Origin of the sequence: Streptomyces megasporus (assembly GCF_000718985.1) — a bacterium.
In the GTDB taxonomy this organism is placed as follows: Bacteria; Actinomycetota; Actinomycetes; order Streptomycetales; family Streptomycetaceae; genus Streptomyces; species Streptomyces megasporus.
This window is the reverse complement of record NZ_JODL01000011.1, coordinates 95,358-120,554: the sequence shown is the minus strand read 5'-3', so window position 1 is coordinate 120,554 and position 25,197 is coordinate 95,358. Positions and strand designations below refer to the sequence as shown.

Sequence of the window (25,197 nt, the reverse complement as noted above, 5' to 3'; positions counted from 1 at the left end):
GGGCCTGACGTCCGCCTCGGTGGAGCGGGCCGGGGTGTCGTGAACGACACATCTCCACAGCCCCCGCGTCGCCGGTGAACCGGTGCCGTGGACGGATCGGGCCGCCGGAAGGGGGCGGGAGGCCCCGAGTTCCCAGGGACTCTCGCCCGGAGGAGTGGGCAGACTGGAGGGCGTGAATCCGATATCGCTGAGCAAGGGCGCCAACGTCTCCCTGTCCGTTCCCGCCGTGCGGGCCGTGCTGAGCTGGTCGGACGCCCCCGGCGCGCCGGACGCCGACGCCTCGGCGCTGTTGCTGACAGCCGGCGGACGGGTCCGGGACGACGCCGACCTCGTCTTCCACAACCAGCCCCACCACGCCTCCGGCGCCGTGCGCCACCTGGGCAAGCAGCGGCGGGACGGCGCCGTCACGGACACCGTCGAGGTGGACACCGCCCGGCTGGAGACGGGGATCGAGCGGGTGCTGCTGTGCGCGTCGGCCGACGGCGGGACGTTCGGACGACTGGCCGAGCTGAGGCTGTCGTTGCTGGACGCCGCGACCGGAGCCGAGTTGGTGCGCTTCGACATGGCGGCGACGGACGAGACGGCGTTCGTCGGCGGCGAGCTGTACCTGTGCGGCGGGCAGTGGAAGTTCCGCGCGGTGGGTCAGGGGTACGCGTCGGGGATGGCCGGGCCGGCCACCGACCACGGCATCACCGTGGACGAGGAGCCGGAGCCCTCGGCGCAGGACGCCCCGGCAGCCCCGGCGGTGCCGGCGGCACCGCGGTCCCCGCGGGCACCGCGCTCGGCCAGGGGCGAGGAGGACCTGCCCGTCGACATGCGCAAGCGGCTGTCCCTGCGGAAGGAGCAGGTCGCCGTCAGCCTGCGCAAGCACGGGGCGGAAGGGGTCAGGGCGCGGGTGATCCTCGTCCTGGACGCCTCCGGTTCGATGACGGTGGTGTACGGCCAGGGGACCATCGCCGACGTGGTCGAGCGCATGGCGGCCGTCGCCGCGCAGCTCGACGACGACGGCGAGATGCAGGCGTGGACGTTCGCCACCCACCCGGCCCGCCTGCCCGACCTGCGGATCGGCGAGCTGCCCGAGTGGATCCGCCGACACGTGCGGGTGGGCGAGATGAGCCTGTTCGGCCGCCCGAAGAAGCGCAAGCGGGGGCTGGAGCCCGAGCAGGTCGACATGCGGCTGGTCGGCATCATGAACGAGGAGCAGCGGGTCATCGCGGAGGTCCGCGCGCACGTCCGCGAGAACCCGGCCCCGGACCCCACCCTGGTGCTGTTCTTCTCCGACGGCGGCGTGTACCGCAACCAGGAGATCGAACGGGAGTTGAGGGAGGCGGTCGAGGAGCCGATCTTCTGGCAGTTCGTGGGCCTGGGCCGGGCGAACTACGGGGTGCTGGAACGATTCGACACCCTGCCGGACCGTCGGGTGGACAACGTCGGGTTCTTCGCCGTGGACGACATCGACCAGGTGCCGGACCCGGAGCTGTACGACCGGCTGCTGTCGGAGTTCCCGTCCTGGGTGCGGGCCGCTCGGCAGGCGGGCATCCTGCGCCCCTGACCCCGGCGGCCACCGGAGGACGTCACCGGGCGAACCGCCGGCGGGTCCGCGCGTACGTGTCGCCCTTGGCGAAGCCGAAGGCCACCGTCCAGCCGGACGGCCGGCAGCGGGGTGATGTGGGGGCGGGTGTCGACCCGTACGGTCGGCAGCCGGAACACCTCCTCCGCCGCCGGTTCCCGCACGCCTCGGTCCAGGGGTGGGGACGGCGTCCGCGCTGCTGAACCGAGGGTCGAGTTCGGCCACCGGCTCGACGGTCCCCGTGCCCGTCGCGCGTGCCGTACGGTCACGTGGCCGGTGTGCGAGGTGCCCGCCATCTCTCCTCCCGCGGCTTGCCCGCGGGAGGGGTGCCCGCATGCCTGTGAAGGTGGAGACGCGAGCCGTCGGCCGGACTCGTCGGCACCCGCCGGGGTCAGCGGTCGGGGGATTCCCCACCCGGCCGGAGGAACGTGTCGGTGACGTCCTTGGTCTGTCCGGCGGGAGGCGCCGAGACGTCGACCGGGGTGCCGAAGTCGTGGAACTCCAGCACCGTGCGGACCGTGGCGCTCCGCGCCCGTTCCGGCTCACCCGGTTCGTTCGGCTCGTCGAGCTCTCCCCGGTCGTCGGGCTCTCCCCGATCGTCGGGGTCCCGCGCGTCCGTCGAGTCCTCCGTGTCCGTCGGCGGGGTGCCGGTGCCGGTGGCCTCGATCTCGAACCGCTGGCGGCGGATGCGGTCCTGGTCGTCGATCCACAGGTCCATCGGCAGGGACTCGCCGAGTTGACGCCGGAGCCGTTCGCCCTGGGCCGTGTCCTCGCCGGCGAGGTCCTCGACGTCCACGGTCACGCGGTAGTGCGTGGTGTCGACGCCGCCGACCTTCTCGCGGCCGACCCGGGTGGCGTCGTCGTCCGACAGGGCCCTGGTGTAGTCGACGGCCTGCGCGGGGTCGCTGATGTGCACCCCGTTGACGCCCTCGGCCCGGTCGGCGATCTTCCGCAGGTCGATGCCGATCCACGGCTTGCCGTCCGACACCCGGTCCCGCAGGGACTCCGGCAGCCTCTGGTAGAGGGTTTGGTCCACCACGCGCTGCCGGAGCGTCTCGCCGCCCATCCGGATCGTCAGGTCGCTCGTGCCGTCGGCGAGGTCGATGGAGCCGCTTCCGGTGACCGTCCGCTCCTCGCCGCCCGAGGCGGCGTGGAGCTTCAACGTCATCTTCGCGGTCTCGGCCGCCACGGTCTTCTCGTGTGCCGTCCGCACGGCCTCGGCGGCGTCCTCGCGCCCCTCGGCCTGCGGGCTCCCCTCCTGCACACGTCCGCCCGTGTTCCGGTCCGTCTCGCCGCCGCCGTTTCCGCAGCCGACCAGCGCCGTACCGGCCAGCAGTCCGGCGGCCACCACCGCACCGGTTCTGGTCCTGCGTGACATGCGCGCCATTCGTTCTCCCTCGGTGTCGCGGAGCGGTGCTCTTCCGAACGCTTCCGACACCGCTCCGCTTATCCGCGCGCATGGCGATCAACCGCTTGAAATCGGACAATCAAGCCAACCGTGGTGTGAATACGCGGAGTCGGGGGCGGGGGTGGGAACCCAGGCGGTGTGCGTCTCGCCGTTCGCCGGGACGCCGACGCCGTGCCTGTCGCGCCCATGGGGCCTGCCGGACGTCACGGTCGTTCGGCGACCTCTTTCCTCAGTTGGCGACGGAGGCCGTACCAGGCCAGGGAGCCTCCGGCCGCGCCGCCGACGAGCATGCCCATCAGCGTGGCGGGGGTGAAGGGGGAGGAGTCGGAGGTGAGGAGGAAGGCGCCGAGGGACGCCCACGTCACCGCGACCGCCACGAGCAGCCACCGGTACTTCGTGCTGAGGAAGAGGCGGCGGGCCGGAGCCTCGGGGACGTCGGGGAGTTCGGCGGCGGGGCCGGTGAGCGCGGCGAGCGGGCGCTTGAAGTACGCGATGTACGTCCACCGGCCGCACGGCTCCCAGCCGTCCGGGGCGAGTCGGGCGGCCGACGCGTCGTGGCCCTCGCGGCCGATGATCTCGCGGCGGTACTCCCAACGCATCGGGTTGTCGAGGTCGCGGCGGCAGACGAAGCGGCCCAGCCGGTCGACGCGCTCGACCTCCCAGCCCTGGTCGCCGAAGCGGGCCAGCAACTCCCGGTCGGTGTAGATGTCGCAGGACCAGCGCCACTCCTCGGCGCGGGAGCCGGGCTCCCCGACGGGTTCGGCGGGGGAGGCGGCCGTGTCGCCGGCGGCGAACCGCTCGGCGAACTCCGCCGCCGGGCCGAACTCGGCCTCCGGGGTGGTGTCGGCGTCCAACAGGTACTCGTGCAGGTCCGTCAGGACGACGGTCACCCGCTCCTCGGCGACGCCCCGCGCGCGGAGCCGCTCCGCCAACTCCGTGAAGTAGGTGTCCGTGCTCCGTGTGGTCTTCCCCTGCCCCGTCATTCCTCCACCCCTCCCTTGCCCAGCATGTCCTTCACCGACCGGTGGAACACCAGCCACGCGCCGCCCTGTTCGACCAGGCTCCGGCGTCCGTCGTCGGTCAGCCGGTAGTAGCGGCGGCCGGGGCCGCGTTCGGCGACCCGGAACTCGGCCTCGACCAGCCCGGCCTCCTCCAGCCGGTTGAGCACCGGGTAGAGCGTGCCGCCGCGGATCGTGCCGAGCCCGGCCTCGTCCAGCCGCTTGGCGATCTCGTAGCCGTAGCTCTCGCCCTCGGTCAGGCAGGCGAGGACCAGCAGGTCCAGAACGCCCTTGAGCCAACTGGCCCTTCGGTCTGTTGCCATATCTAGATGACACCATGAGCTATGTAGTTGTGCAACCTAGGTGGCCGAGCAGAGCGACGAACGAGAAAGACGGGTGACCGAGCGCGACGGCACCTCCGTGGCCTGCGAACACGTCGTCGCCGGCGCCGGAGGAGGTGACTCGCCCCCGCGCGCGAGGGCGAGTCACCGCGAGGAGGCGCGGGAGGCGCGGGAGGCGTGCGGAAGCGGGTCCGCGACGGGCGTCCGCGCCGCGGACCCGGGCCGGACGGTGGGGAACCGGACGGTCAGGACTCGATCGCGCGGACCGACTCGGCGGCCCCGGCCACCAACTCCTCCAGCCGGCTGCCGTGCGCCCCGCGCCAGTAGACGTGCCCGCAGTCGCGGCAGCGGGCGAAGGTGTCGTACGTCCGGCGGGTGCCCGGCCGCAGCAGGTGCTCCACCTCGGACTTGGGGACGCCGTCCAGCAGCCCGTTGCACGCCGTGCACCTCGTCCACGGCGCCAGGGGCGGCGCGAAGCGGTCCAGGACGTCGGCGAGCTGGTCGTCCGGGCGGGAGCCGCGCACATAGGCGCCCAGCCACAGTTGGCGGCGCATCAGCAGGCCGCGGTCCTGGGAGAGCAGGACGCGCCGCTCGGCGTTGGCCTGCTCGACCAGGGCGGCGTCGTCCATGTCGTTGTGGTAGGCGGTGTCCAGGCCGGCCACCAGGCGCAGCCGCCGGGCCAGGGTGCCCAGGTGGACGTCGAGCAGGAAGCGCGGCGTCCCGCCCGGCACCCGCTGTGGGCACTCGACGGGCTCGACCCGGACCGTCTCGCCCGCCTCGGGCCGGTACTCCGGTGCCACCCGCCGCCCGTCGGCCAGGACGAGGGCGCCCACCTCCGTCAGCGGAACGCCCGTGGACTGCACGATGTGGACGAGGGACGACGTCCCGTCGTGGGGGACGGGGAGGGTCTCGGCCTCGCGGTGCCGCGCGGGCAGGAAGATCCGCAGGTCGGGGGAGAGGCGCAGGAACAGCTCGTGGTGTGCCCGGGACTCCTTCGGGCTCGGTGATCGGTCCGTCACCCTCCCCAGGATGCCGGCCCCCCTTCGCCGATCACACCGGTTTACCGCCCCCGCCCCGGGACGGCCGACCCGGGACGGCGCCCTCGTCGGGGGAGCGGGCGGCGGGGCGCCGTCCGCAGGCGGGTCAGTCAGGGACGTGCTCCGGTCCGCCGAAGTCGGGGCTGGAGAAGCCCGGATGGGTGTAGCCCAGCCGGGGGTGACGGCTCTCCCGCGGGGGCTCCGGCACCCCCGTGGCCTCCGGCGCCCCTGCGGTCCCCGGGAACCCCGCGGCTTCCGCGGCCTCCTCCGCGGTGTTCCCGGGCGCGGCCAGGGCCTCGCGGAGGAAGGGCAGCACGCCGCGCTCCAGCAGCGCCGTCCGCCAGGCCGCGCGGGCGCGGTCGACCTCCTCGGCGAAGGCGTCCCGCCCGGACGGACCGCCGGCCCGGATCGCGCCGGAGCCGTGGCGCAGGGCGGTGACCAACAGGCCGACGCACGCGGCCAGGAGCGTGGCGGCGGTCAGGGCCGCGAAGGCCCACCCCGCGTCGCGCAGCGACGCGGCGATGGCCGGCTCGGGCGTCAGCACGCGCAGGGCGTGACCGACCAGCAGGAAGATGACCGATGCGGTTCCGGCCAACAGGGGGGCCAGCACGGAGAGCGTCGGGAGCAGTCCGGCCCCGGCGGAACCGGAAGCTCCGGAAGAGGCCGCGTCCGCTCCCTGAGCCGAGGGAGCCCGGTCGGGGCGGCGCAGCTCCTCGCGGAGCCGGACGAAGTGGTCGTACTCGGCGGCGGCGCAGGAGGCGATCGCGGCGGCGGCGCCCAGCGCCATGGCGCGCAACTGTTCGGTGGTCAACCGTCGGCCGTCGGCCGGTGGGTCGAGGTGGTCGTGGGCGGTGCGCAGCGCCTCGTCGAGGACCCGTTCGAACTCGGGGCGGTCCTCGAGGCGCAGGTGCGGAGCGCTGTTCATGTACATCCCCCGATGCCTCCGTGGGGCCGTGAGGGCGGAAACGGAGGAGAGCTCGCTGGAGACAGGGCCCCGATGGTAGAGCGGTTCCGTCAGGCGGTGACAGGGTGTTTCCGGAAAATACGCACCCGCCGGCGACGGCGCGTACCGCCGAGGCCGCCCGCGCGCGGTCGGATCAAGCGGACACCGGGGGATACAACGCTCAGGCGGAGAGCGGGAGTTGGGACACCAGTAGCTTTCCGGCCATGGTCACCCCGCCGTCCATCGCGACCGCGAGGGAGTCGGCGTAGACGTGCGGGCCGTGCACCTGCGGCGCCCCGTCCTCACCGTCCTCGGAGCCGACCTCGCCCAGCAGGTACGGGATGGGGCTGTGCCCGTGGACGAGCCGCCGCCCGCCGTAGGTGTCGAGCATCTCGCGCACGGCCATGGAGCCGCCCTCGTCGCGGAAGGCGAAGCGCTTGGTGAACTTGCGGAACAGGTCCCAGGTCTCGTCGGCGTCGTGGTGGGTGAGCGCCTCGGTGACCGCGTCGTTGACGTCGGTGATGGTGTCGCCGTACTCCAGGTAGGCGGTGGTGTCGGAGTGCACCAGCAGGTGGTCGTCGGCCAGCGCCATGGCGTCCAGTCGGGACATCCACTGGATGTGGTGGTCCTGGAGCCGCTCCATGTCGGAGTGCTGCCCGCCGTTGAGCAGCCAGGCGGCCTTGAAGGAGGCGGTGCCGGCGCCGGAGTTGACGGGGGTGTCGCCGAAGCGCTTGGCGCCGATCAGCAGCAGCTCGTGGTTGCCCATCAGGGCCTTGCAGTAGCCGCCGGCGGCGGCGGCCTCGGCGGAGAGCTGCATCACCAGGTCGATGACGCCGATGCCGTCCGGGCCCCGGTCGGTGAAGTCGCCCAGGAACCACAGCCGCGCGTTGCCCGCGATCCAGTGGTCCTCGGTGTCGATCAGTCCCTGGTTGAGCAGGGCCGCCCGCAGTTCGTCGAGGTAGCCGTGGACGTCGCCGACCACGTACAGCGGGCCCGGCTCGCCGCCGGACGGGGCGAGGGGGGAGGGCGTGTCGACCAGCGTGGGAGTGGGGACGGGCGGGCCGGCCGCGGGGTCGACGACGGGCAGGTCCCGCCGCGTCGGGGTGTAGCCCTCGGGGAGCGGACCGGGAGCCGCGCCCATCGCGCTCGCGTTGTGCCACATGTCGGATCCCCGACCGGCCCCCTGAGTCATCGACCCCTCCACCGTCGCGCGCGCCTGCACCTTCCGGACCCTCTCCGCCTCCCTCGGGGCTGTCCCGTGTCGAAGGCCGGTCCTGGTGTGTGCGCCCATCATAGGAACGCAGGTCGTGCCTTGTGACGCACCCGGGGGACGGCAATTCGGGCCGGATTCGGCCGGGAGCCGGACGAGGTGGAGTTTTCTCCCGTTGTGGCCGGTTCGCTCGCTCAACTGTGCTGTTCGGGGGCGCGGGGTGCGCTGATCGTCGTCTGTGGACGGCGGCGCTGGGAGGAGGCGCGGACGATCAGGTCGGTCGGCATGATCCGCTGTACGGGCCGCCCGCCGCCGGTGCCCTCGATGGCGTCGATCAGGAGTTGGACGACCGTCGTGCCGATGCGTCCGGGCTTGAGGGACAGGGTGGTGACGGGCGGCTCGGTGGTGGCGTAGACGGCGGACTCGCTACAGCACACCAGCAGCAGGTCGTCGGGGACGCGCAACCCGTAGCGGCGGGCGGCGGCGAGCAGGTCGGTGCCGTTGGGGTCGAACAGGCCGTACACGGCGTCGGGGCGGTCGGGGCGGGCCAGCAGCCGGTCGGCGGCGACGGCGCCCGCGCAGGGATCGTGCGCGGGGTACGCCTCGTACACCGGGGGCTGGCCGTTGCGTTCGCACCACCGGAGGTAGGCGCTGGTGGACAGCCGGGTGTAGGTGTCGGTACTGGTGCCGGTGAGCAGACCGATGCGGCGGGCGCCGGCGGCGGCCAGGTGATCCAGCAGGCCGGTGACGGCGGCCTCGTGGTCGTTGTCGACCCAGGCGGTGACGGGAAGGTCGCCACAGGGACGGCCGTCGGAGACGACGGGAACGCCCTGGCGGACCAGTTCGGTGACGACGGGGTCGCGGTCGGAGGGGTCGATGACGACGGTGCCGTCGAGGGCGACGTTCGACCAGACGTCGTAGGGGCTCTGCCGGGTGCTGCCGGGCAGGATCACCAGGGCGTAGCCGCGGGCCAGGGCGGCGGAGGAGGCGGCGCGGGCCATCTCGGCGAAGTAGGCGAACTCGGTGAAGGTGAAGGGCTCCTCGCCGTAGGTGGTGACCGTGAGCCCGATCAGCCCCGACTTTCCGGTGCGGAGGGTCCGGGCCGCCGCGGAGGGGCGGTAGCCGAGACGGTCGGCCACCTCGCGGACGTGGCGCCGGGTGGCCTCGGGCAGACGGCCCTTCCCGTTGAGCGCGTCCGAGACCGTCGTGATCGAGACACCGGCCGCGGCGGCCACGTCACGGATGCCCGCGCGTCCCAGCCGGCGGCCGTGGGAACGACTCACCTGGTGCTTCCCTGCTGCTGTCATGGCGTGCCGATAGTAGGGCGGCGGCATGCCGTTCGCAGAGGCGTACGGAGAAGGGCGTGAAGAACCGATTCTGCAAGCTGGAACAGCGGTGACGACCATGGAAGAGGACGCGGTCGAGCGGTTCGGCCCATCGTTTCCGTGGCTCTCCCGCTGCTTGTACCGGCAGAAGGGACGGTGGCTCGCGGTCACCTCAACTCACCCGTACGGGTGATGCGCGCCACGGCGCGCGCCACCCGCGCACGCTTCCGAGCCGGCGCCGTTCACCGATCGGGCCGGCCCTTCCGGAATCCTGCTGAGATAAGCAGTATTGGTTCCGGCACGAGCGGCGGCAGGCCGCTCCACGACTGGCCCGGAGGGTCGAGGAGGACCTGGCATGACGGAGAAGGCCCCGAAGCTGCGCGCGGTACTGGAAGGGATCCCCACCTACAAGCCCGGCCGTCCCCCGACGTCCGACGGCCCGGTGGCCTACAAGCTCTCCTCCAACGAGAACCCCTACCCGCCCCTGCCCGGCGTGCTGGAGGCCGCCACCGCCGCGGCCGGCTCTCTCAACCGCTACCCCGACATGGCCTGCGGCGCCCTGTTGAGCGAGCTGGCGAGCCGCTTCGACGTGCCCGTGACCCACCTGGCCACCGGCACCGGCTCGGTGGGCATCGCCCAGCAACTGCTGCAGTCCACGGCCGGCCCCGGCGACGAGGTGATCTACGCCTGGCGGTCCTTCGAGGCGTACCCGATCATCACCCGGATCGCCGGCGCCACCCCCGTCCAGGTGCCGCTGACCGAGGACGAGGGCCACGACCTGGACGCGATGGCCGACGCCGTCACCGAGCGCACCCGCCTGATCTTCGTCTGCAACCCCAACAACCCCACCGGCAGGTCCGTCCGCCGCGCGGAGCTGGAGCGCTTCCTGGACCGGGTGCCCGAGGACGTCCTGGTGGTGCTGGACGAGGCGTACCGCGAGTTCGTCCGCGACGAGGAGGTGCCGGACGGGCTGGAGGTGTACCGGGAGCGTCCGAACGTGTGCGTGCTGCGCACCTTCTCCAAGGCGTACGGCCTGGCCGGGCTGCGGGTCGGGTTCGCGGTCGCCCACGAGCCGGTGGCGGCGGCGCTGCGCAAGACGGCGGTGCCCTTCGGCGTGAGCCAGATGGCGCAGGACGCGGCCGTCGCCTCGCTGCGCAGCGAGGACGAGCTGCTCAAGCGGGTCGAGGCGCTGGTCGAGGAGCGGCAGCGGGTCCGCGACGGGCTGCTGGAGCAGGGCTGGACGGTGCCCGAGTCGCAGGCGAACTTCGTCTGGCTGCGGCTGGGCGAACGCACCACCGAGTTCGCCGAGGTCTGTGAGAAGGCCGGTGTGACCGTCCGGCCGTTCGCGGGCGAGGGCGTCCGCGTCACGATCGGCGAGACGGTCGCCAACGACATCTTCCTGCAGACCGCCCGGGCCTTCCGCGCGGAGCTCTAGCTTCACGGACCGGGACCTTCCCCGATCGGGCCCGGCCGAGTGCCGGCCGGGCCCTCCCGAACCGGGACTCTCCCGAATCGGGACGAAGGTCCCGACGAACAGGTCCTTCGCGCCCTCTCACCCCCCGGTGAGAGGGCGCGAAAATATGTGCGTCATACTTCTTGTGAATGTGAACGCATTCACGAGCGCGTGTGTTACGTCACACCTTGTCCACTTTGGAGAGTGCCGTGGACCTAGCTCTGGCACCGGAAACCCTGGCGCGGTGGCAGTTCGGCATCACCACCGTCTACCACTTCCTGTTCGTGCCCCTGACCATCTCGCTGGCCGCGCTGACCGCCGGCCTCCAGACGGCCTGGGTGAGAACGAACAAGGAGGTGTACCTCAAGGCGACGAAGTTCTGGGGAAAGCTCTTCCTGATCAACATCGCCATGGGTGTGGTCACCGGCATCGTGCAGGAGTTCCAGTTCGGCATGAACTGGTCCGACTACTCACGGTTCGTCGGCGACGTCTTCGGCGTCCCGCTGGCCTTCGAGGCGCTGCTCGCGTTCTTCTTCGAGTCGACCTTCATCGGGCTGTGGATCTTCGGCTGGGACAAGCTGCCGAAGAAGCTCCACCTCGCCACCATCTGGATGGTCTCCCTCGGCACCGTCCTGTCCGCCTACTTCATCCTGGCGGCCAACTCCTGGATGCAGCACCCGATCGCCTACCGCATCAACCCCGAGAACGGGCGCGCCGAGCTCACCGACTTCGTCGCGGTGCTCACCCAGAACACCGCCGTGGCGCAGTTCTTCCACAGCATCACCGCGGCCTTCCTCACCGGTGGCGCCTTCATGGTCGGCATCGCCGCCTACCACCTGATCCGCCGCCGCCACGTCCCCGTCATGCGGACCTCGCTCCGCCTGGGCCTGGTCACCCTCGTGACCGCCGGAGCGCTCACCGCCGTCAGCGGCGACGTCCTCGGCAAGATCATGTACGAGCAGCAGCCGATGAAGATGGCCGCCGCCGAGGCCCTGTGGGAGACCGAGGGGCCCGCCCCGTTCTCCGTCTTCGCCTACGGCGACGTGGACGACGGCCACAACAAGGTCGCCATCGAGATCCCCGGACTCCTCTCCTTCCTCGCGCACAGCGACTTCTCCACCCCCGTCCCCGGCATCAACGACACCAACGAGGCCCTCCAGGAGCAGTACGGCCCCGGCGACTACAAGCCCAACATCCCCGTCGCCTACTGGGGCTTCCGCTGGATGATCGGGTTCGGCATGGCCTCCACCGCCCTGGGCGCGGTCGGCCTGTGGCTCACCCGGCGCCGCTTCTGGCTCGCCGAACGCCACCGCACCGCCGCCGACGAGGTGCCGCGCCTGGCCCTCACCCGCGAGACGCTCCTCGGCCCCACCCTCACCCGCTGGTACTGGCGGCTGTCCTTCCTCACCCTGGGCTTCCCGCTCATCGCCAACGCCTGGGGCTGGATCTTCACCGAGATGGGGCGCCAGCCGTGGGTCGTCTACGGCCTGCTGCGCACCTCCGCCGCCGTCTCGCCCGGCGTCTCCCAGGTCGAGGTGTTCATCTCCATGACCGTCTTCACCCTCCTGTACGCCACCCTCGCCGTCATCGAGGTCAGGCTGCTGGCCAAGTACGTCAAGGCCGGACCGCCCGAGTTGACCGAGGCCGACCTCAACCCGCCCACGCGGATCGGCGGTCACGACAGGGACGACGCCGACCGCCCCATGGCCTTCTCCTACTAGGTCCGAGGTTTCCTCCGATGGAACTCCACGACGTCTGGTTCGTCCTCATCGCCGTCCTGTGGACCGGCTACTTCTTCCTGGAGGGCTTCGACTTCGGAGTCGGCGTCCTCACCCGGCTGCTGGCCCGCGACCGCACCGAGCGCCGCGTGCTGATCAACACGATCGGACCCGTCTGGGACGGCAACGAGGTCTGGCTGCTGACCGCCGGCGGCGCCACCTTCGCCGCCTTCCCCGACTGGTACGCCACCCTCTTCTCCGGCTTCTACCTGCCGCTGTTGCTGATCCTGGTCTGCCTGATCGTCAGGGGGGTCGCCTTCGAGTACCGCGCCAAGCGGCCCGAGGAGAAGTGGCAGACCAACTGGGAGCGCGCCATCTTCTGGTGCTCCCTGCTCCCGGCCTTCCTGTGGGGCGTGGCCTTCGGCAACATCGTCCACGGCGTCGCCATCGACGCCGACAAGGAGTACGTCGGCGGCCTGATCGACCTCCTGAACCCCTACGCGCTCCTCGGCGGCCTGACGACCCTGACCCTGTTCACCCTCCACGGCGCGGTCTTCACCGCCCTGAAGACCGTCGGCGACATCCGGGTCCGCGCCCGCGCCCTCGCCGTCCGCCTGGGTCTGGCCTGCGCCGCCCTCGCGGTCGCCTTCCTGGGCTGGACCCAGCTCGACCGCGGCGGCCTCGCCAGCCTGGTCGCCCTGGCCGTCGCCGCCGTCGCGCTGCTCGCCGCCGTCCGGGCGATCGCCGCCGGGCGCGAGGGCTGGTCCTTCACCTTCTCCGGGGTGACCATCGTGGCCACCGTGGCGATGCTCTTCCTCACCCTCTATCCGAACGTCATGCCCTCCACCCTCGACCCCGCCTGGAGCCTGACCGTCGACAACGCCTCCTCCAGCCACTACACCCTGACGATCATGACCTGGCTGGCCGCCCTGGCCACACCACTCGTGCTCCTCTACCAGGGCTGGACATACTGGGTGTTCCGCAAGCGAATCGGCACCCAGCACATCGCCGCCGACGTCCCCCAGCAGGAACCGGAACCCAGCCGCCCATGAAGCCCGTCGACCCCCGCCTGCTCCGGTACGCCCGCACCACCCGCGTCTTCCTCGTCGCGGCCGTGGTGCTCGGGCTGGCCGGAGCGGGCCTGGTCATCGCCCAGGCCGTCCTCATCGCCGAGGTCGTCGTCCGAGCCTTCCAGCAGGGCGCGGCCCCCGCCGACCTGACCACGCCGCTCGTCCTCCTCGCGGTCGTGGCGGTCGGCCGGGCCCTGGTCTCCTGGCTGACCGAACTGGCCGCCCACCGCTCGTCCGCCGCGGTCAAGTCCGAACTCCGCCTCCGCCTCCTCGACCGGGCCACCGCCCTCGGGCCCGCCTGGCTCGGCGACCGGCGCACCGGCGAACTGGCCAACCTCGCCACCCGAGGCATCGACGCGCTCGACGACTACTTCGCCCGCTACCTCCCCCAGCTCGCGCTCGCCGTCGTCGTCCCCGCCGCGCTGCTCGCCCGGATCGTCACCGACGACTGGATCTCCGCGGCGACCATCGTCGTCACCCTGCCGCTCATCCCCGTCTTCATGGCCCTGGTCGGCTGGGCGACCCAGGCCCGCATGGACCGCCAGTGGCGGCTGCTGACCCGCCTCTCCGGCCACTTCCTCGACGTCGTCGCGGGTCTGCCCACCCTCAAGGTCTTCGGCCGGGCCAAGGCCCAGGCCGAGAACATCCGCGCCATCACCGCCGACTACCGCCGCGCCACCCTGCGCACCCTGCGGATCGCCTTCCTCTCCTCCTTCGTCCTCGAACTCCTGTCGACGATCTCCGTCGCGCTCGTCGCGGTCGGGATCGGCATGCGCCTGGTCCACGGGGACCTGGACCTCTACACCGGCCTGGTCGTGCTGATCCTCGCCCCCGAGGCGTACCTCCCCCTGCGCCAGGTCGGCGTCCACTACCACGCCGCCGCCGAGGGCCTGTCCGCCGCCGAGGAGGTCTTCGACGTCCTCGAAACCACGCCCCCCGCCCCCGGCGCCACTCCCGCCCCCGACGCCCGCACCGCCACCATCTCCGTCGAGGACCTCACCGTCCGCCACGAGGGCCGCACCGCCGACTCGCTGCCCGCCACCACCCTCACCGTCCGGCCCGGCGAGACCGTCGCCGTCACCGGTCCCTCCGGCGCCGGCAAGACGACGCTCCTGAACGTCCTCCTCGGCTTCACACGCCCCACCTCCGGTCGCGTCACCGTCAACGGCACCGACCTGACCGACCTCGACCCCGCCGGCTGGCGCTCCCAGATCGCCTGGGTCCCCCAGCACCCGCACCTGTTCGCCGGGACGATCGCCGAGAACGTCCGCCTCGCGAAGCCCGACGCCACGGACGCCGAAGTCCTCGCCGCCCTCCGCGACGCCGGCGCCCCCGACCTGTCGCCCACCACCCTCCTCGGCGAGATGGGCGCCGGGCTCTCCGCCGGTCAGCGGCAACGCGTCGCCCTGGCCCGCGCCTTCCTCGCCGACCGCCCGCTGCTGTTGCTGGACGAGCCGACGGCCGCGCTCGACGGCGCCACCGAGGCCGCCGTCGTCGAGGCGGTCGCCCGCCTGGCCCGCGACCGCACCGTCCTGCTGATCGTCCACCGCCCCGCGCTGCTCGCGGTCGCGGACCGCGTCGTCCGCCTCGCGCCCGCCCCCGTCCCCGCGCCGTCCGAGCGGACACCGGCCACCCCCGTACCCCTCATCACCGGTACGTCGGTCGGCGCCCCCACCCACACCCCGATCCGCACCCCGGGCCACGACGGCCCCGCAGTCGGCAGTGAGCCGGAGGGGACGGGGAGGGACGGCCGTTCCGGACACTCAAGCGTTATTTGCGGGCCCATCACCGGGTCACAGAACGGCACAGGGCAACGGCCCGTAAATAATGCCGTCCGGAATGGTCGTCCCGGACCGGCCCCGACCCCGGCACGCTCCGCACCCGCACCCGCACCCACACCCGCCCCCACGACCACACCCGCACCCGCACCCGACACCCTCGCCCGGGTGCGCCGCATCGCGCGCCCCCAGCGCGCCCGCCTCGCCCTCGCGCTGCTCCTCGGGGCGCTCGCGCTCCTCAGCGCGGTGGGTCTGATGGCCACCTCCGGCTGGCTGATCTCGCGCGCCTCCCAGCAGCCCCCCGTCCTGTACCTGATGGTCGCCGTCACCGCGACCCGCGCCTTCGGCATCGGCCGCGCCGTCTTCCGCTACGCCGAGCGCCTCGTCTCCCACGACGCCGTGCTGCGCCTCCTGGCCGACCTGCGCGTCACCGTCCACCGGCGCCTGGAGCGTCTCGCCCCCGCCGGACTGCGCCACGCCCGGCGCGGCGACCTGCTCGCCCGGCTCGTCGCCGACGTCGACGCACTCCAGGACTACTTCCTGCGCTGGCTGCTGCCGGCCGCCGTCGCCGCCTGCGTCTCCGTCGTCGCCACCGGCTTCACGGCGTGGCTGCTGCCCGAGGCCGGGCTGGCCCTCGCCGTCGGGCTGCTCGTCGCCGGTGTCGCCGTCCCGGCGTTCGCCGCCGTCGTCGCCCGGCGCACCGAGCGGCACCTCGCGCCCGCCCGCGGCGTGTTGACCACTCGCACCGTGGACCTGCTCACCGGCACCGCCGAGCTGACCGTCGCCGGCGCGCTGCCCCGCCGTGCCGAGGCCGTGCGCGCCGCCGACGCCGAACTCACCCGCCTCACCGCCCGCAGCTCCGCGGTCACCGCGCTCGGCGGCGGGCTGTCCACGCTCGCCGCCGGACTCACCGTCGCCGTCGCGGCCTGGGCCGGCGTCGCCGCCGTCCACGGCGGGCGGCTGGACGGACTCCTCATGGCGGTGGTCGTCCTGACACCGCTCGCCTCCTTCGAGGCGGTCACGGGAATGTCGCAGGCGGCCCAGTACCGCCAGCGCACCCGCCGGTCCGCCGAGCGGCTCCACGAGGTGGTCGACGCGCCCGCGCCCGTCCGGGAGCCGGAGCACCCGCTCCCGGCGCCGACGTCCCCGTTCCCGGTCGTCCTCACCGACCTCACGGCCCGCCACCCCGGCCAGGACCGTCCCGCCCTCGCCGGGCTGGACCTGCGGCTGACGCCGGGGCGCCGCGTCGCGGTCGTCGGGCCGTCCGGGTCGGGCAAGACCACCCTCGCCCACGTGCTGCTGCGCTTCCTCGACGTCGAGGGCGGCGGCTACACCCTGGGCCCGGACGCCGTCGACGCCGCCCTGCTGGACGGCGACACCGTGCGCCGCCTCGTCGGCCTGTGCGCCCAGGACGCGCACATCTTCGACAGCTCCCTGCGCGAGAACCTCCGCCTCGCCAGGCCGTCCGCGACCGACGACGACCTCCACGCCGCCCTGGCCGCCGCCCGCCTCGACACCTGGGTCCGGGAACTGCCCGAGGGCCTGGACACCCTGGTCGGCGAGTTCGGCGCCCGGCTCTCCGGCGGACAGCGCCGGCGCCTGGCCCTGGCCCGCGCGCTGCTGGCCGACTTCCCCGTGCTGGTGCTGGACGAACCCGCCGAGCACCTGGACCTCGCCACCGCCGACGCCCTGACCGCCGACCTGCTGGCCGCCACCGAGGGCCGCACCACCGTGCTGATCACCCACCGCCTGGCCGGCCTGGAGGCGGTGGACGAGGTGGTCGTCCTCGACGGCGGACGCGCGGTCCAGCGCGGGACGTACCGCGAACTGGCCGAGGCGGACGGCCCCTTCCGCCGGATGCTGGAGCGCGAGCGGACCACCGAGGAGCTGGTGGGCGCGGTCCGGGGCTGAGCCGCGCCCGCGCCCCGCCGGCGGAACGTTCCGGCAGGCGTCGGGCGGCGGGCGTCAGGCGCCGGCCGGCAGGCTCAGCAGCCGCTCGATCACGGCGGCCACGCCGTCGTCCTCGTTGGTGGCCGTGCGGTGCGTGGTCGCGGCCAGCACGGCGGGGTGGGCGTTGGCCATGGCGAACGAGGCGCCGGCCCAGGTCAGCATCTCCAGGTCGTTGGGCATGTCGCCGAAGGCGACGACCTCCTCCGGCGTGACGCCGCGCCGCTCGCAGCACAGGGCCAGGGTGCTGGCCTTGCTGACGCCGGGCCCGCTGATCTCCAGCAGCGCGCTGGGACTGGAGCGGGTGAACTCCGCGTGGTGACCCGCCGCGTCACGGGCCAGGTGGAGGAAGTCGTCCGGGGCCAGCTCCCTGTGGTGGGCGAGGAGTTTCAGGACCGGCTGGTCGGCGTGTTCGGAGTCGTCCGACAGCAGCTCCTCGACCGATGCGATCACCGCGCCCGGGTCGAGGTGGAACTGCGGGTAGAGCGGCTCGTAGTGAATGCCTCCGGTCCGCTCGACGGCGAAGTGGACCTCCGGGGCGACCGTCCGCAACTCCTTGACCACGGCGAGCGCGGTGCTGTGCGACAGGTCCCGCACCCGCACGATCCGACGTCCGCGGTGGAGGTCGACGACGGCCGCGCCGTTGGCGCAGATCGCCAAGCCGTGTCCGTGGACGTGGTCGGCGACCACGTCCATCCAGCGCGCGGGGCGTCCGGTGACGAAGAAGACCTCGATCCCGGCCTCCTCGGCGGCGGCCAGCGCCTCGACCGTGCGGTCGGAGACGGACTTGTCGTCGCGCAGCAGGGTGCCGTCCAGGTCGGTGGCGATGAGGCGCGGACGTGTCGTCGGGAACGCGGAGGCATGAGTCACAGTCCCCATACTCCCGCATATGCCCGCACAGCCGTGCAGGCAGGTGCCCGAATGAGCCACCGAACGAACACATCCGAAACCGGACGGACACGGACAGTCAGGGGCCCGGCTCCCCACCCGGAGGAGCGCCGAACCCGTGCCGTCCGACCGCATACGCTCGGGGGATGCGCCTGAGTACCGTGATCCTTCCCGTCCTGCGCTGGGCCGAGGGTGGGCGCGAGAGGTGGCGGCGGGCCGAGGAACTGGGCTTCCACACCGCCTACACCTACGACCACCTCTCCTGGCGCGAGCCCTTCCGCGACGGCCCGTGGTTCGGCGCGCTGCCCACCCTCACCGCCGCCGCGACGGCCACCGAGCGGATACGGCTCGGCACCCTGGTGACCTCGCCGAACTTCCGGCACCCGGTCACCCTGGCCAAGGAGTTGATCACTCTCGACGACGTCTCCGGCGGACGGATCACCCTCGGCATCGGCGCGGGCGGCTCGGGGTACGACGCCACGGCGCTGCGGGCGCCCGGCGAGCGGCCGTGGACGCCGCGTGAGCGGGCCGACCACTTCGGCGAATTCCTGCCCCTGCTGGACCGGCTGCTGACCGAGGACGCCGTCACCCACCACGGGGAGCGCTACCGCGCCCACGAGGCCCGGAACATCCCCGGCTGCGTCCAGCGGCCCCGCGTCCCCTTCGCGGTGGCCGCCACCGGACCGCGCGGCATGCGCCTGGCGGCCCGGTACGGGCAGGCCTGGGTGACCGCCGGCGACCCCGCGGTGGCCAAGGGCGGGACCGCGCGGGAGTCGCGCGACGCGATCCGGGAGCAGCTCCGGCGCCTGGAGCGGATCTGCGCGGAGGAGGGCCGGGACCCGGCCGGACTGTCCCGCGTCCTGCTCACCGGCTTCACCCCGGACCGCCCCCTGGCCTCCTTGGAGGCCTTCGTGGACTTCGCCGGGACGTACCGGGAGCTGGGCATCGACGAGATCGTGCTGCACTGGCCGATCGAGGGCACGATGTTCGAGGCCGACCCGGAGGTCTTCGAGGAGATCGCGACCGAGGCGCCGGGACGACTGGCCTGACCCGCCCGGCCCGTCGGTCGGTCGGGCCCGTCGGTCGAGCCCATCGGTCGGTCGGGCCCGTCAGCCGGGGAAGCGGATGTACTCCGGCGGCACGTACGTCACCAACCACACCCCGTTCTCGCTCACCCGGAACTCGTGCCCGTCCCGGCGCATCGCCCCGGCGTCCACCACCAGCACCACCGGCTCCCCGCGCCGCGCCCCCACGGCGCCGGCGGTCTCACGGTCGGGCGAGAGGTGGACGTCGTGACGTCCCATGGCCCGCAGGCCGTCCCGCCGGATGCCCGCCACCCTCCGTCCGACCGTCCCGTGGAAGAGGTACGGGGGCGGCTCGGCGACCGGCAGGTCCAGGTCGACGTCGATCGTGTGCCCCTGGTTGGCCCGGATGCGGTTCCGTTCGCCGTCGACGGAGAACCGCCGCTTGTCGTTGCGGGCGACGACCTCCGCCAACTCCTCGCGGGTGAAGCGGAACCCGTCGCGCGCGGCGGCGGCCACCAGCTCGTCGATGTCCACCCAGCCGTGGCCGTCCATGGTCAGCCCGATCCGCCCGGGGTCGTGCCGCAGGTGCCGTGCGACGTACTTCGAGATCCGCTTGTTGCGTCGGTCGTCCAGCCGGTCGTTCATGTGCGCCCCGTCCATACGAGCCCAGGGTGCACCCGGGGCCCGGCGCGCGGCACCCCGTTCCGTCGTTTCGGTCCCTCCGGGCGGCGGCCGGCCCGGCGGTCAGGCCCGGACGTTGATCCGCGCGAACGCCCGCAGCGCGCTCGGCGCCACCCGCGAGAGCACCATCCCGGCCCGCGCCTCCAGGTTCACCGGCACCACCGCCCGGTTCTCCACCACCGAGCGCAGCACCGCGTCGGCGACCTTCTCCGGCGGGTACCTGCGAATCCGGTAGGCCTGCCGGGCCCGCTTGATCCGGGCCTGACGGTCCTGCTCGTCGAAGCCCCGGAACCGGGTGTCGTCCAGGATCGTGGTGCTGACGATGCCCGGACAGATCGCCGAGACCCCGATGCCCTCCCCGGCCAGGTCGGCGCGGAGGACCTGGCTGAGCATCAGCACCGCCGCCTTGGAGGTGCAGTACGCGGGCAGGGCGCGGGTGGGCTCGTAGGCCGCGCAGGAGGAGAGGTTGACGATGTGGCCGCCCTGGCGGCGCGCGGCCATCTGCCGTCCGAAGAGGCGGCAGCCGTGGATCACGCCCCACAGGTTGGTGCCGAGGACGGCGTCCCAGTCGTCCTCGGTGTGCTCCAGGAACGGTCCGGCGGCGGCGATCCCGGCGTTGTTGACCAGCACGTCCACCACGCCGTACCGGTCGGCCACCCGCTCGGCCAGCGCCGCCATGGACCGTCCGTCGGAGACGTCGACGGTCTCGGCCCACGCCTCGGAGGCGCCGCCGAGCCGGGCCAGTTCGGCGGTGCGCGCCGCGCCCTCGCCCTCGATGTCCGCGGCGACGACGCGGGCCCCGGCCCGGGCGAAGGCCAGCGCCGTCTCCCGGCCGATGCCGCGGGACGCCCCGGTGACCAGCACCAACTGCTCGCCGAAGTACTCGGCGTACATGCCCTCCCGCCCGGTGCGCCCGGCGCGCTCGACGGACGCCGACGACGCGACCCCGCCGTTCCCGCCGTCCCCGCCACTCCCGCGCCGCCCCTCGCAGACGTCGACGAACGCGGCGATCCAGGCGGCGAGCCGGTCGGGCCGGGTGCGCGGCGCCCAGTGGCCCGCCCGCAGCGTCCGGCGCGTCAACCGGGGCACCCAGCGGTCCAGGCCGTCGTGGACGGCGGGGGAGAGGAAGGGGTCGTCGGCGGACGTGATCAGTTGGACGGGCACGTGGGCGTAGGCGTCCTCGCGCGGGGCGCGCAACCGGGCGCGGACGTTGTCGCGGTACAGCCAGGCCCCGTGCGCGGCGTCGGAGGGCAGCGAGGCGGTGGGGTAGCCGCCGTGCGGGACGCCTTTCCGGCGCGCCCGGCGCCGCGCGAGCGCGGGCCCGAACCGGCCGAACAGCGCCTCCGGAACGCGGGGCAGGTGCATCAGGTACACGTGCGGGGCCCTGGCGCCCTGCCCGAGCGCCTGGGCCGCACCGCGCGGGGACGGCCGGGTCAGCCGCCCGGCGAACCAGTGCCCGAGGTGGTCCAGGGACGGTCCGGAGAGGGAGGTGAAGGACGCGATCCGGCCCTGGGTCCGTCCGACCGTGGCGAACTCCCACCCCTGGATCGACCCCCAGTCGTGTCCCACCAGGTGCACCGGGGCGTCGGGGCTCACCGCGTCCGCGACGGCCAGGAAGTCGTCGGTCAGCTTCTCCAGCGTGAAAGCGCCGCGCGGCGGGTCGGGCGCCGTCGACTTCCCGAAGCCGCGCACGTCGTACAGCACCACGTGGAAGCGGGGGGTGAGCCGCTCGGCGACCGGGTACCACAGCTCCTTGGTGTCCGGGTAGCCGTGCAGCAGCACCACCGTCGGACGGCGACCGCCGTCCTCGTCCGTCCGCGTGCCCAGTTCGGCGACGCACAGCTCGACGCCGTCCGTGGGGATCCACCGCTCCCGTGCGTCCCTCGACGCCCTCCCGGTTCCCATGGGCACTTCTCCCTTCCGCCGCGGCACGGCATCGGACGGTTTCGAGGACCACGGGTAGCCGGTCTCGGCGTCCTGACACCGCCCGTGCCACGACCGGGCGGCCCCGCCCCTCCCCCGGACTCCCCGGTTCCGCCCCCTAGGGGCGTCTCCGCCTCCGGTACGAGACGCATGCACGCCCCCGGGCTGACGTGGCCCGCCCGGAGGACCACTACGGTCGGAGCGTGACTGTCATCGCGACCGAGAACCTCACCAAGAGGTTCCCCAGGGTCACCGCGCTGGACCGGCTCACCATGGAGATCACGCCGGGCGTGACCGGCCTGGTGGGGGCCAACGGTGCGGGCAAGTCGACCCTGATCAAGATTCTGTTGGGCCTCTCCCCCGCCAGTGAGGGGACCGCCTCCGTCCTCGGCATGGACGTCGCCACCCAGGGCGCCGGCATCCGCGAGCGTGTCGGGTACATGCCCGAACACGACTGCCTGCCGCCCGACGTGTCGGCGACCGAGTTCGTCGTCCACATGGCGCGGATGGCCGGTCTGCCCGCCACCGCGGCCCGCGAGCGCACCGCCGACACCCTGCGCCACGTCGGCCTCTACGAGGAGCGCTACCGGCCCATCGGCGGCTACTCGACCGGTATGAAGCAGCGGGTCAAACTGGCCCAGGCCCTGGTCCACGACCCGCGGCTGGTCTTCCTCGACGAACCGACCAACGGACTGGACCCGGTCGGCCGGGACGACATGCTGGACCTGATCCGCCGCATCCACTCCGACTTCGGGATCTCGGTCCTGGTCACCTCCCACCTGCTGGGCGAGCTGGAGCGCACCTGCGACCACGTCGTCGTCATCGACGGCGGCAGACTGCTGCGCTCCTCCTCCACCGCCGACTTCACCCAGGAGACCACCACCCTCGCGGTCGAGGTCACCGACACCGACGCCCACCCCGACGGCACCGACGCCCTGCGCACCGCCCTCGCCGGCGCCGGGCTCGCCGTGGCCGGCTCCGGCGAGGGCGGCCTGCCCGGCGCCGGGCGCGTCCTGCTGGTCGAGGCGGCCGACGACACCGTGTACGACACCGTCCGCGACACGGTCGCGGAGCTGGGCCTGGGACTGGTCCGGATGGAACAGCGCAGGCACCGCATCGCGGAGGTCTTCAAGACCGCCGACGCCGCCGACGCCGCCGCCGATGCCGCCCGCACCACCGGAACCACCGAGAAGGGGGGCAGCACCGATGCGGCCTGAACCGACCACGACCCCCGCCGTCCCCGCCCCGCGCGGCGAGGACGCCAGCATCCACAACATCGGCTACCGCCACTACGACGGCCCCCGCCTCGGCCGGTCCTACGCCCGCAGGTCGCTGCTCACCCAGTCCCTGCGCGGCGCGTACGGGCTGGGGCGCTCGGCGAAGTCGAAGGTGCTGCCGTTCGTTCTGCTGGCCGTGATGGTGCTGCCGGCGGGCATCCTGGTGGCGGTCGCCGCCGTGACCCCCGGCGCCAAGGCGCTGGAGGTGCAGTACACCGAGTACGCGCTGATGATGCAGCCCGTCATCGGTCTCTACCTCGCCTCCCAGGCACCGCAGTCGGTCTCGCGCGACCTGCGCTTCCGCACCGTGCCGCTGTACTTCTCGCGCCCGATCGAGCGCGTCGACTACGTGGCGGCCAAGTACGCGGCCATGGCCTCGGCCCTCTTCCTGTTCGTCACCGCCCCCCTGGTGGTCATGTACGTGGGCGCCCTGCTCGTCGAGCTCGACTTCGGCGACCAGACCACCGGGTTCCTCCAGGGGCTGGCCGGGACGGCGGTGTTCTCCGTCCTCCACGCGGGCATCGGCCTGGTCGTCTCCGCGCTCACGCCGCGCCGGGGCTTCGGCGTCGCCGCGGTCATCGCCGTGCTGACCATCCCGTACTTCGCCGTCACCACCGTCCAGGTCATCGCCGAGGCACAGGGCAGCGGCGGCGCGGTCGCCTGGCTCGGACTGGCCTCCCCCGGCTCGCTGATGGACGGCTTCCAGTCGGCGTTCCTCGGCGCCCCCACCGGCTTCCCCGGCGGGCACGAGCCCGGTACGGCCGTCGCGGCCGTCTACGTCCTGGTCATCCTCGGCCTGATCGCGGCCTGCTGGTTCGCGCTGATGGGCCGCTACCGCAAGGCGGGGCTGTGACGACCGAGACCGTGAAGACCCACACGCAGAACGAGAAGGCGGCGTAGGCCATGACCACGATCCACATCGACCACGTGTCCCGCTGGTTCGGCAACGTCGTCGCCGTCAACGACGTGACCATGGACATCGGCCCCGGCGTCACCGGCCTGCTCGGCCCGAACGGCGCGGGCAAGTCCACGCTGATCAACATGATGGGCGGCTTCCTGGCCCCCTCCGCCGGCACCGTCACCCTCGACGGGACGGTGATCTGGCGCAACGAGCAGGTCTACAAGGAGATCGGCGTCGTCCCCGAGCGCGAGGCGATGTACGACTTCCTCACCGGCCACGAGTTCGTCCTCGCCAACGCCGAACTGCACGGGCTGCCCGATCCGGGCGAGGCCGCGCGGAGGGCGCTGGCCACCGTCGAGATGGAGTACGCCCAGGACCGGAAGATCTCCACGTACAGCAAGGGCATGCGGCAGCGGGTGAAGATGGCCTCCGCGCTCGTCCACGACCCGTCCGTGCTGCTGCTGGACGAGCCGTTCAACGGCATGGACCCGCGCCAGCGCATGCAGTTGATGGACCTGCTGCGGCGGATGGGCGCCGAGGGCCGCACGGTGCTGTTCTCCTCGCACATCCTGGAGGAGGTCGAGCAGCTCGCCTCCCACATCGAGGTGATCGTCGCCGGGCGGCACGCGGCCTCCGGCGACTTCCGGCGCATCCGCCGGCTGATGACCGACCGCCCCCACCGCTACCTCGTGAGGTCCAGCGACGACCGCGCGCTGGCGTCCGCGCTGATCGCCGACCCCAGCACGGCGGGCATCGAACTCGACTGGTCCGAGCGCGCCCTGCGCGTCCAGGCGATCGACTTCGCGCGCTTCACCGAGCAGCTCCCGCGCATCGCCCGGGAGCACGGCATCCGGCTCCTCACGGTCTCGCCTTCGGACGAGTCCCTGGAGAGCGTCTTCTCCTACCTCGTCACGGCCTGAGAACCAAGGAGCCCACAGCGATGTACGACCCCACGGTCGCCCGGCTCACCTACCGGGCCCTGCTCGGCCGCCGCCGGGCGCTGATCCTGTTCGTCCTGCCCGCGGTGCTCGTGGTGATCTCCGTGGCGATCCGCCTGCTGGTCGGCGCCGACGACGCCGTCGCCACCGAGGTGCTCGGCGGCTTCGCGCTGGCCACCATGGTCCCGCTGATCGGCGTGATCGCCGGGACCGGCGCGATCGGCCCGGAGATCGACGACGGCGCGATCGTCTACCTGCTGGCCAAGCCGCTGAAGCGGCCCACGATCATCCTCACCAAGCTGACCGTCGCCATCGCCGTCACCATGGTGTTCTCGGCGGTCCCCATGCTGGTCGCGGGCTGGATCCTCAACGGCAACAGCCAACAGATCGCCGTCGCCTACACCGTCGCGGCGGTCGCCGCCTCCATCGCCTACAGCGCGGTCTTCCTGCTGCTGGGCACGGTCAGCCGGCACGCCGTCGTCCTCGGCCTGGTCTACGCCCTCATCTGGGAGGCACTCTTCGGCAGCCTGGTGCCCGGCGCCCGGACGCTCAGCGTCCAGCAGTGGGCGCTGGCCCTGGCCGAGAAGACGGCGCCCGGCGCGAACATCGCCTCCGACGTCGGACTGCCGACCGCCGTGGTGCTGCTGGCGGTGGTGACCGTCGCGGGCACCTGGTACGCGGGGCGGAAACTGCGCACTCTCACCCTCGCGGGCGAGGAGTGAGCGGGGCACCCCCCGCCCGTACACCGGCATCGCGCGCCCCCGCC

The 25,197-nt window shown here is 73.0% G+C and carries 20 protein-coding genes; 10 read left to right on the top strand and 10 right to left on the bottom strand.

The annotated features are described in order from the left end of the window. Positions 1 to 172 precede the first annotated feature (172 nt). Positions 173 to 1,552 (top strand): VWA domain-containing protein, encoded by a 1,380-nt coding sequence (locus tag IF47_RS0112015; RefSeq protein ID WP_169745208.1) that lies wholly within the window; start codon positions 173 to 175, stop codon positions 1,550 to 1,552. Between the two features lie 409 nt (positions 1,553 to 1,961). Here the strand turns inward: IF47_RS0112015 and IF47_RS0112010 are convergent, their stop codons facing one another. The 7 genes from IF47_RS0112010 to IF47_RS0111980 form a co-directional block, all read right to left on the bottom strand. Continuing rightward, on the bottom strand, positions 1,962 to 2,948 hold the full coding sequence (locus IF47_RS0112010; RefSeq protein ID WP_157839953.1) for an SCO4651 family lipoprotein: 987 nt from the start codon (positions 2,946 to 2,948) through the stop codon (positions 1,962 to 1,964). Positions 2,949 to 3,181: 233 nt separating this feature from the next. Then, positions 3,182 to 3,961 (bottom strand): hypothetical protein, encoded by a 780-nt coding sequence (locus tag IF47_RS0112005; protein ID WP_037732439.1) that lies wholly within the window; start codon positions 3,959 to 3,961, stop codon positions 3,182 to 3,184. After that, positions 3,958 to 4,299: a PadR family transcriptional regulator gene (locus IF47_RS0112000; RefSeq protein ID WP_031508685.1), complete on the bottom strand. Its 342-nt coding sequence runs from the start codon at positions 4,297 to 4,299 to the stop codon at positions 3,958 to 3,960. Before IF47_RS0112000 ends, IF47_RS0112005 begins: the two co-directional genes overlap by 4 nt. A 263-nt stretch (positions 4,300 to 4,562) precedes the next feature. Beyond that, positions 4,563 to 5,336, bottom strand: a complete 774-nt coding sequence (locus IF47_RS0111995) for a Mut7-C RNAse domain-containing protein (protein ID WP_037732437.1) — start codon at positions 5,334 to 5,336, stop codon at positions 4,563 to 4,565. Between the two features lie 124 nt (positions 5,337 to 5,460). Next, positions 5,461 to 6,279: a hypothetical protein gene (locus IF47_RS0111990; RefSeq protein ID WP_342667253.1), complete on the bottom strand. Its 819-nt coding sequence runs from the start codon at positions 6,277 to 6,279 to the stop codon at positions 5,461 to 5,463. 199 nt (positions 6,280 to 6,478) lie between these two features. Further along, positions 6,479 to 7,459: a metallophosphoesterase gene (locus IF47_RS0111985; RefSeq protein ID WP_245641090.1), complete on the bottom strand. Its 981-nt coding sequence runs from the start codon at positions 7,457 to 7,459 to the stop codon at positions 6,479 to 6,481. Positions 7,460 to 7,701: 242 nt separating this feature from the next. After that, a complete protein-coding gene (locus tag IF47_RS0111980; protein ID WP_031508679.1) occupies positions 7,702 to 8,814 on the bottom strand; it encodes a LacI family DNA-binding transcriptional regulator in 1,113 nt (370 codons plus the stop codon). A gap of 373 nt (positions 8,815 to 9,187) precedes the next feature. Here IF47_RS0111980 and hisC point away from each other — a divergent pair, with 373 nt between their 5' ends. The 4 genes from hisC (at position 9,188) to cydD (ending at position 16,762) form a co-directional block, all read left to right on the top strand. After that, positions 9,188 to 10,267 (top strand): histidinol-phosphate transaminase, encoded by a 1,080-nt coding sequence (gene hisC / locus IF47_RS0111975; RefSeq protein ID WP_031508678.1) that lies wholly within the window; start codon positions 9,188 to 9,190, stop codon positions 10,265 to 10,267. A 227-nt stretch (positions 10,268 to 10,494) separates the two neighbouring features. Further along, positions 10,495 to 12,006, top strand: coding sequence for a cytochrome ubiquinol oxidase subunit I (locus IF47_RS0111970; protein ID WP_031508676.1), 1,512 nt, complete (start codon positions 10,495 to 10,497; stop codon positions 12,004 to 12,006). Between the two features lie 17 nt (positions 12,007 to 12,023). After that, complete coding sequence (gene cydB, locus IF47_RS0111965) at positions 12,024 to 13,055, top strand: cytochrome d ubiquinol oxidase subunit II (RefSeq protein ID WP_051717493.1); 1,032 nt, start codon at positions 12,024 to 12,026, stop codon at positions 13,053 to 13,055. Continuing rightward, entirely contained in the window at positions 13,052 to 16,762 is a 3,711-nt protein-coding gene (gene cydD / locus IF47_RS0111960; protein WP_031508674.1) for a thiol reductant ABC exporter subunit CydD, read from the top strand. Before cydB ends, cydD begins: the two co-directional genes overlap by 4 nt. 54 nt (positions 16,763 to 16,816) lie before the next feature. Here the strand turns inward: cydD and IF47_RS0111955 are convergent, their stop codons facing one another. Next, entirely contained in the window at positions 16,817 to 17,677 is an 861-nt protein-coding gene (locus IF47_RS0111955) for a Cof-type HAD-IIB family hydrolase (RefSeq protein ID WP_031508673.1), read from the bottom strand. A gap of 155 nt (positions 17,678 to 17,832) precedes the next feature. On the opposite strand from IF47_RS0111955, the gene IF47_RS0111950 reads away from it, so the two are divergent. After that, complete coding sequence (locus IF47_RS0111950; RefSeq protein WP_031508672.1) at positions 17,833 to 18,735, top strand: LLM class flavin-dependent oxidoreductase; 903 nt, start codon at positions 17,833 to 17,835, stop codon at positions 18,733 to 18,735. Between the two features lie 60 nt (positions 18,736 to 18,795). Here IF47_RS0111950 and IF47_RS0111945 read toward each other — a convergent pair whose 3' ends face one another. Together IF47_RS0111945 and IF47_RS0111940 are read right to left on the bottom strand one after the other, a co-directional pair. Then, the gene (locus IF47_RS0111945; protein WP_031508671.1) at positions 18,796 to 19,344 is read right to left on the bottom strand and encodes an RNA 2'-phosphotransferase; all 549 of its coding nucleotides are present in this window, start codon (positions 19,342 to 19,344) and stop codon (positions 18,796 to 18,798) included. 111 nt (positions 19,345 to 19,455) lie between these two features. After that, positions 19,456 to 21,297, bottom strand: coding sequence for an SDR family oxidoreductase (locus IF47_RS0111940; protein WP_031508669.1), 1,842 nt, complete (start codon positions 21,295 to 21,297; stop codon positions 19,456 to 19,458). A 221-nt stretch (positions 21,298 to 21,518) separates the two neighbouring features. On the opposite strand from IF47_RS0111940, the gene IF47_RS0111935 reads away from it, so the two are divergent. Genes IF47_RS0111935 through IF47_RS0111920 form a run of 4 tightly spaced genes read left to right on the top strand, consistent with a single transcriptional unit; the run spans position 21,519 to position 25,153 of the window. After that, positions 21,519 to 22,532 carry an ABC transporter ATP-binding protein gene (locus IF47_RS0111935; protein WP_031508668.1) on the top strand — a complete coding sequence of 338 codons (1,014 nt, stop codon included), beginning with the start codon at positions 21,519 to 21,521 and terminating at the stop codon, positions 22,530 to 22,532. Further along, positions 22,522 to 23,445, top strand: coding sequence for an ABC transporter permease subunit (locus IF47_RS0111930; RefSeq protein ID WP_031508667.1), 924 nt, complete (start codon positions 22,522 to 22,524; stop codon positions 23,443 to 23,445). Before IF47_RS0111935 ends, IF47_RS0111930 begins: the two co-directional genes overlap by 11 nt. A 50-nt stretch (positions 23,446 to 23,495) precedes the next feature. Then, positions 23,496 to 24,413 (top strand): ABC transporter ATP-binding protein, encoded by a 918-nt coding sequence (locus IF47_RS0111925; protein WP_031508666.1) that lies wholly within the window; start codon positions 23,496 to 23,498, stop codon positions 24,411 to 24,413. 20 nt (positions 24,414 to 24,433) lie between these two features. Beyond that, positions 24,434 to 25,153 (top strand): ABC transporter permease, encoded by a 720-nt coding sequence (locus IF47_RS0111920; protein ID WP_031508665.1) that lies wholly within the window; start codon positions 24,434 to 24,436, stop codon positions 25,151 to 25,153. Positions 25,154 to 25,197: the final 44 nt, after the last annotated feature.

Excerpts from the sequence above, each read along its gene's own strand:
- IF47_RS0111930 (WP_031508667.1), top strand. The coding sequence starts at position 22,522 with ATGCGGCCTGAACCGACCACGACCCCCGCCGTCCCCGCCCCGCGCGGC.
- IF47_RS0112005 (WP_037732439.1), bottom strand. The coding sequence starts at position 3,961 with ATGACGGGGCAGGGGAAGACCACACGGAGCACGGACACCTACTTCACG.
- IF47_RS0112000 (WP_031508685.1), bottom strand. The coding sequence starts at position 4,299 with ATGGCAACAGACCGAAGGGCCAGTTGGCTCAAGGGCGTTCTGGACCTG.
- IF47_RS0111920 (WP_031508665.1), top strand. The coding sequence starts at position 24,434 with ATGTACGACCCCACGGTCGCCCGGCTCACCTACCGGGCCCTGCTCGGC.
- IF47_RS0112010 (WP_157839953.1), bottom strand. The coding sequence starts at position 2,948 with ATGTCACGCAGGACCAGAACCGGTGCGGTGGTGGCCGCCGGACTGCTG.
- hisC (WP_031508678.1), top strand. The coding sequence starts at position 9,188 with ATGACGGAGAAGGCCCCGAAGCTGCGCGCGGTACTGGAAGGGATCCCC.
- IF47_RS0111980 (WP_031508679.1), bottom strand. The coding sequence starts at position 8,814 with ATGACAGCAGCAGGGAAGCACCAGGTGAGTCGTTCCCACGGCCGCCGG.
- IF47_RS0111990 (WP_342667253.1), bottom strand. The coding sequence starts at position 6,279 with ATGAACAGCGCTCCGCACCTGCGCCTCGAGGACCGCCCCGAGTTCGAA.
- cydB (WP_051717493.1), top strand. The coding sequence starts at position 12,024 with ATGGAACTCCACGACGTCTGGTTCGTCCTCATCGCCGTCCTGTGGACC.
- cydD (WP_031508674.1), top strand. The coding sequence starts at position 13,052 with ATGAAGCCCGTCGACCCCCGCCTGCTCCGGTACGCCCGCACCACCCGC.
- IF47_RS0111925 (WP_031508666.1), top strand. The coding sequence starts at position 23,496 with ATGACCACGATCCACATCGACCACGTGTCCCGCTGGTTCGGCAACGTC.
- IF47_RS0111955 (WP_031508673.1), bottom strand. The coding sequence starts at position 17,677 with ATGGGGACTGTGACTCATGCCTCCGCGTTCCCGACGACACGTCCGCGC.
- IF47_RS0111950 (WP_031508672.1), top strand. The coding sequence starts at position 17,833 with ATGCGCCTGAGTACCGTGATCCTTCCCGTCCTGCGCTGGGCCGAGGGT.
- IF47_RS0111940 (WP_031508669.1), bottom strand. The coding sequence starts at position 21,297 with ATGGGAACCGGGAGGGCGTCGAGGGACGCACGGGAGCGGTGGATCCCC.
- IF47_RS0111985 (WP_245641090.1), bottom strand. The coding sequence starts at position 7,459 with ATGTGGCACAACGCGAGCGCGATGGGCGCGGCTCCCGGTCCGCTCCCC.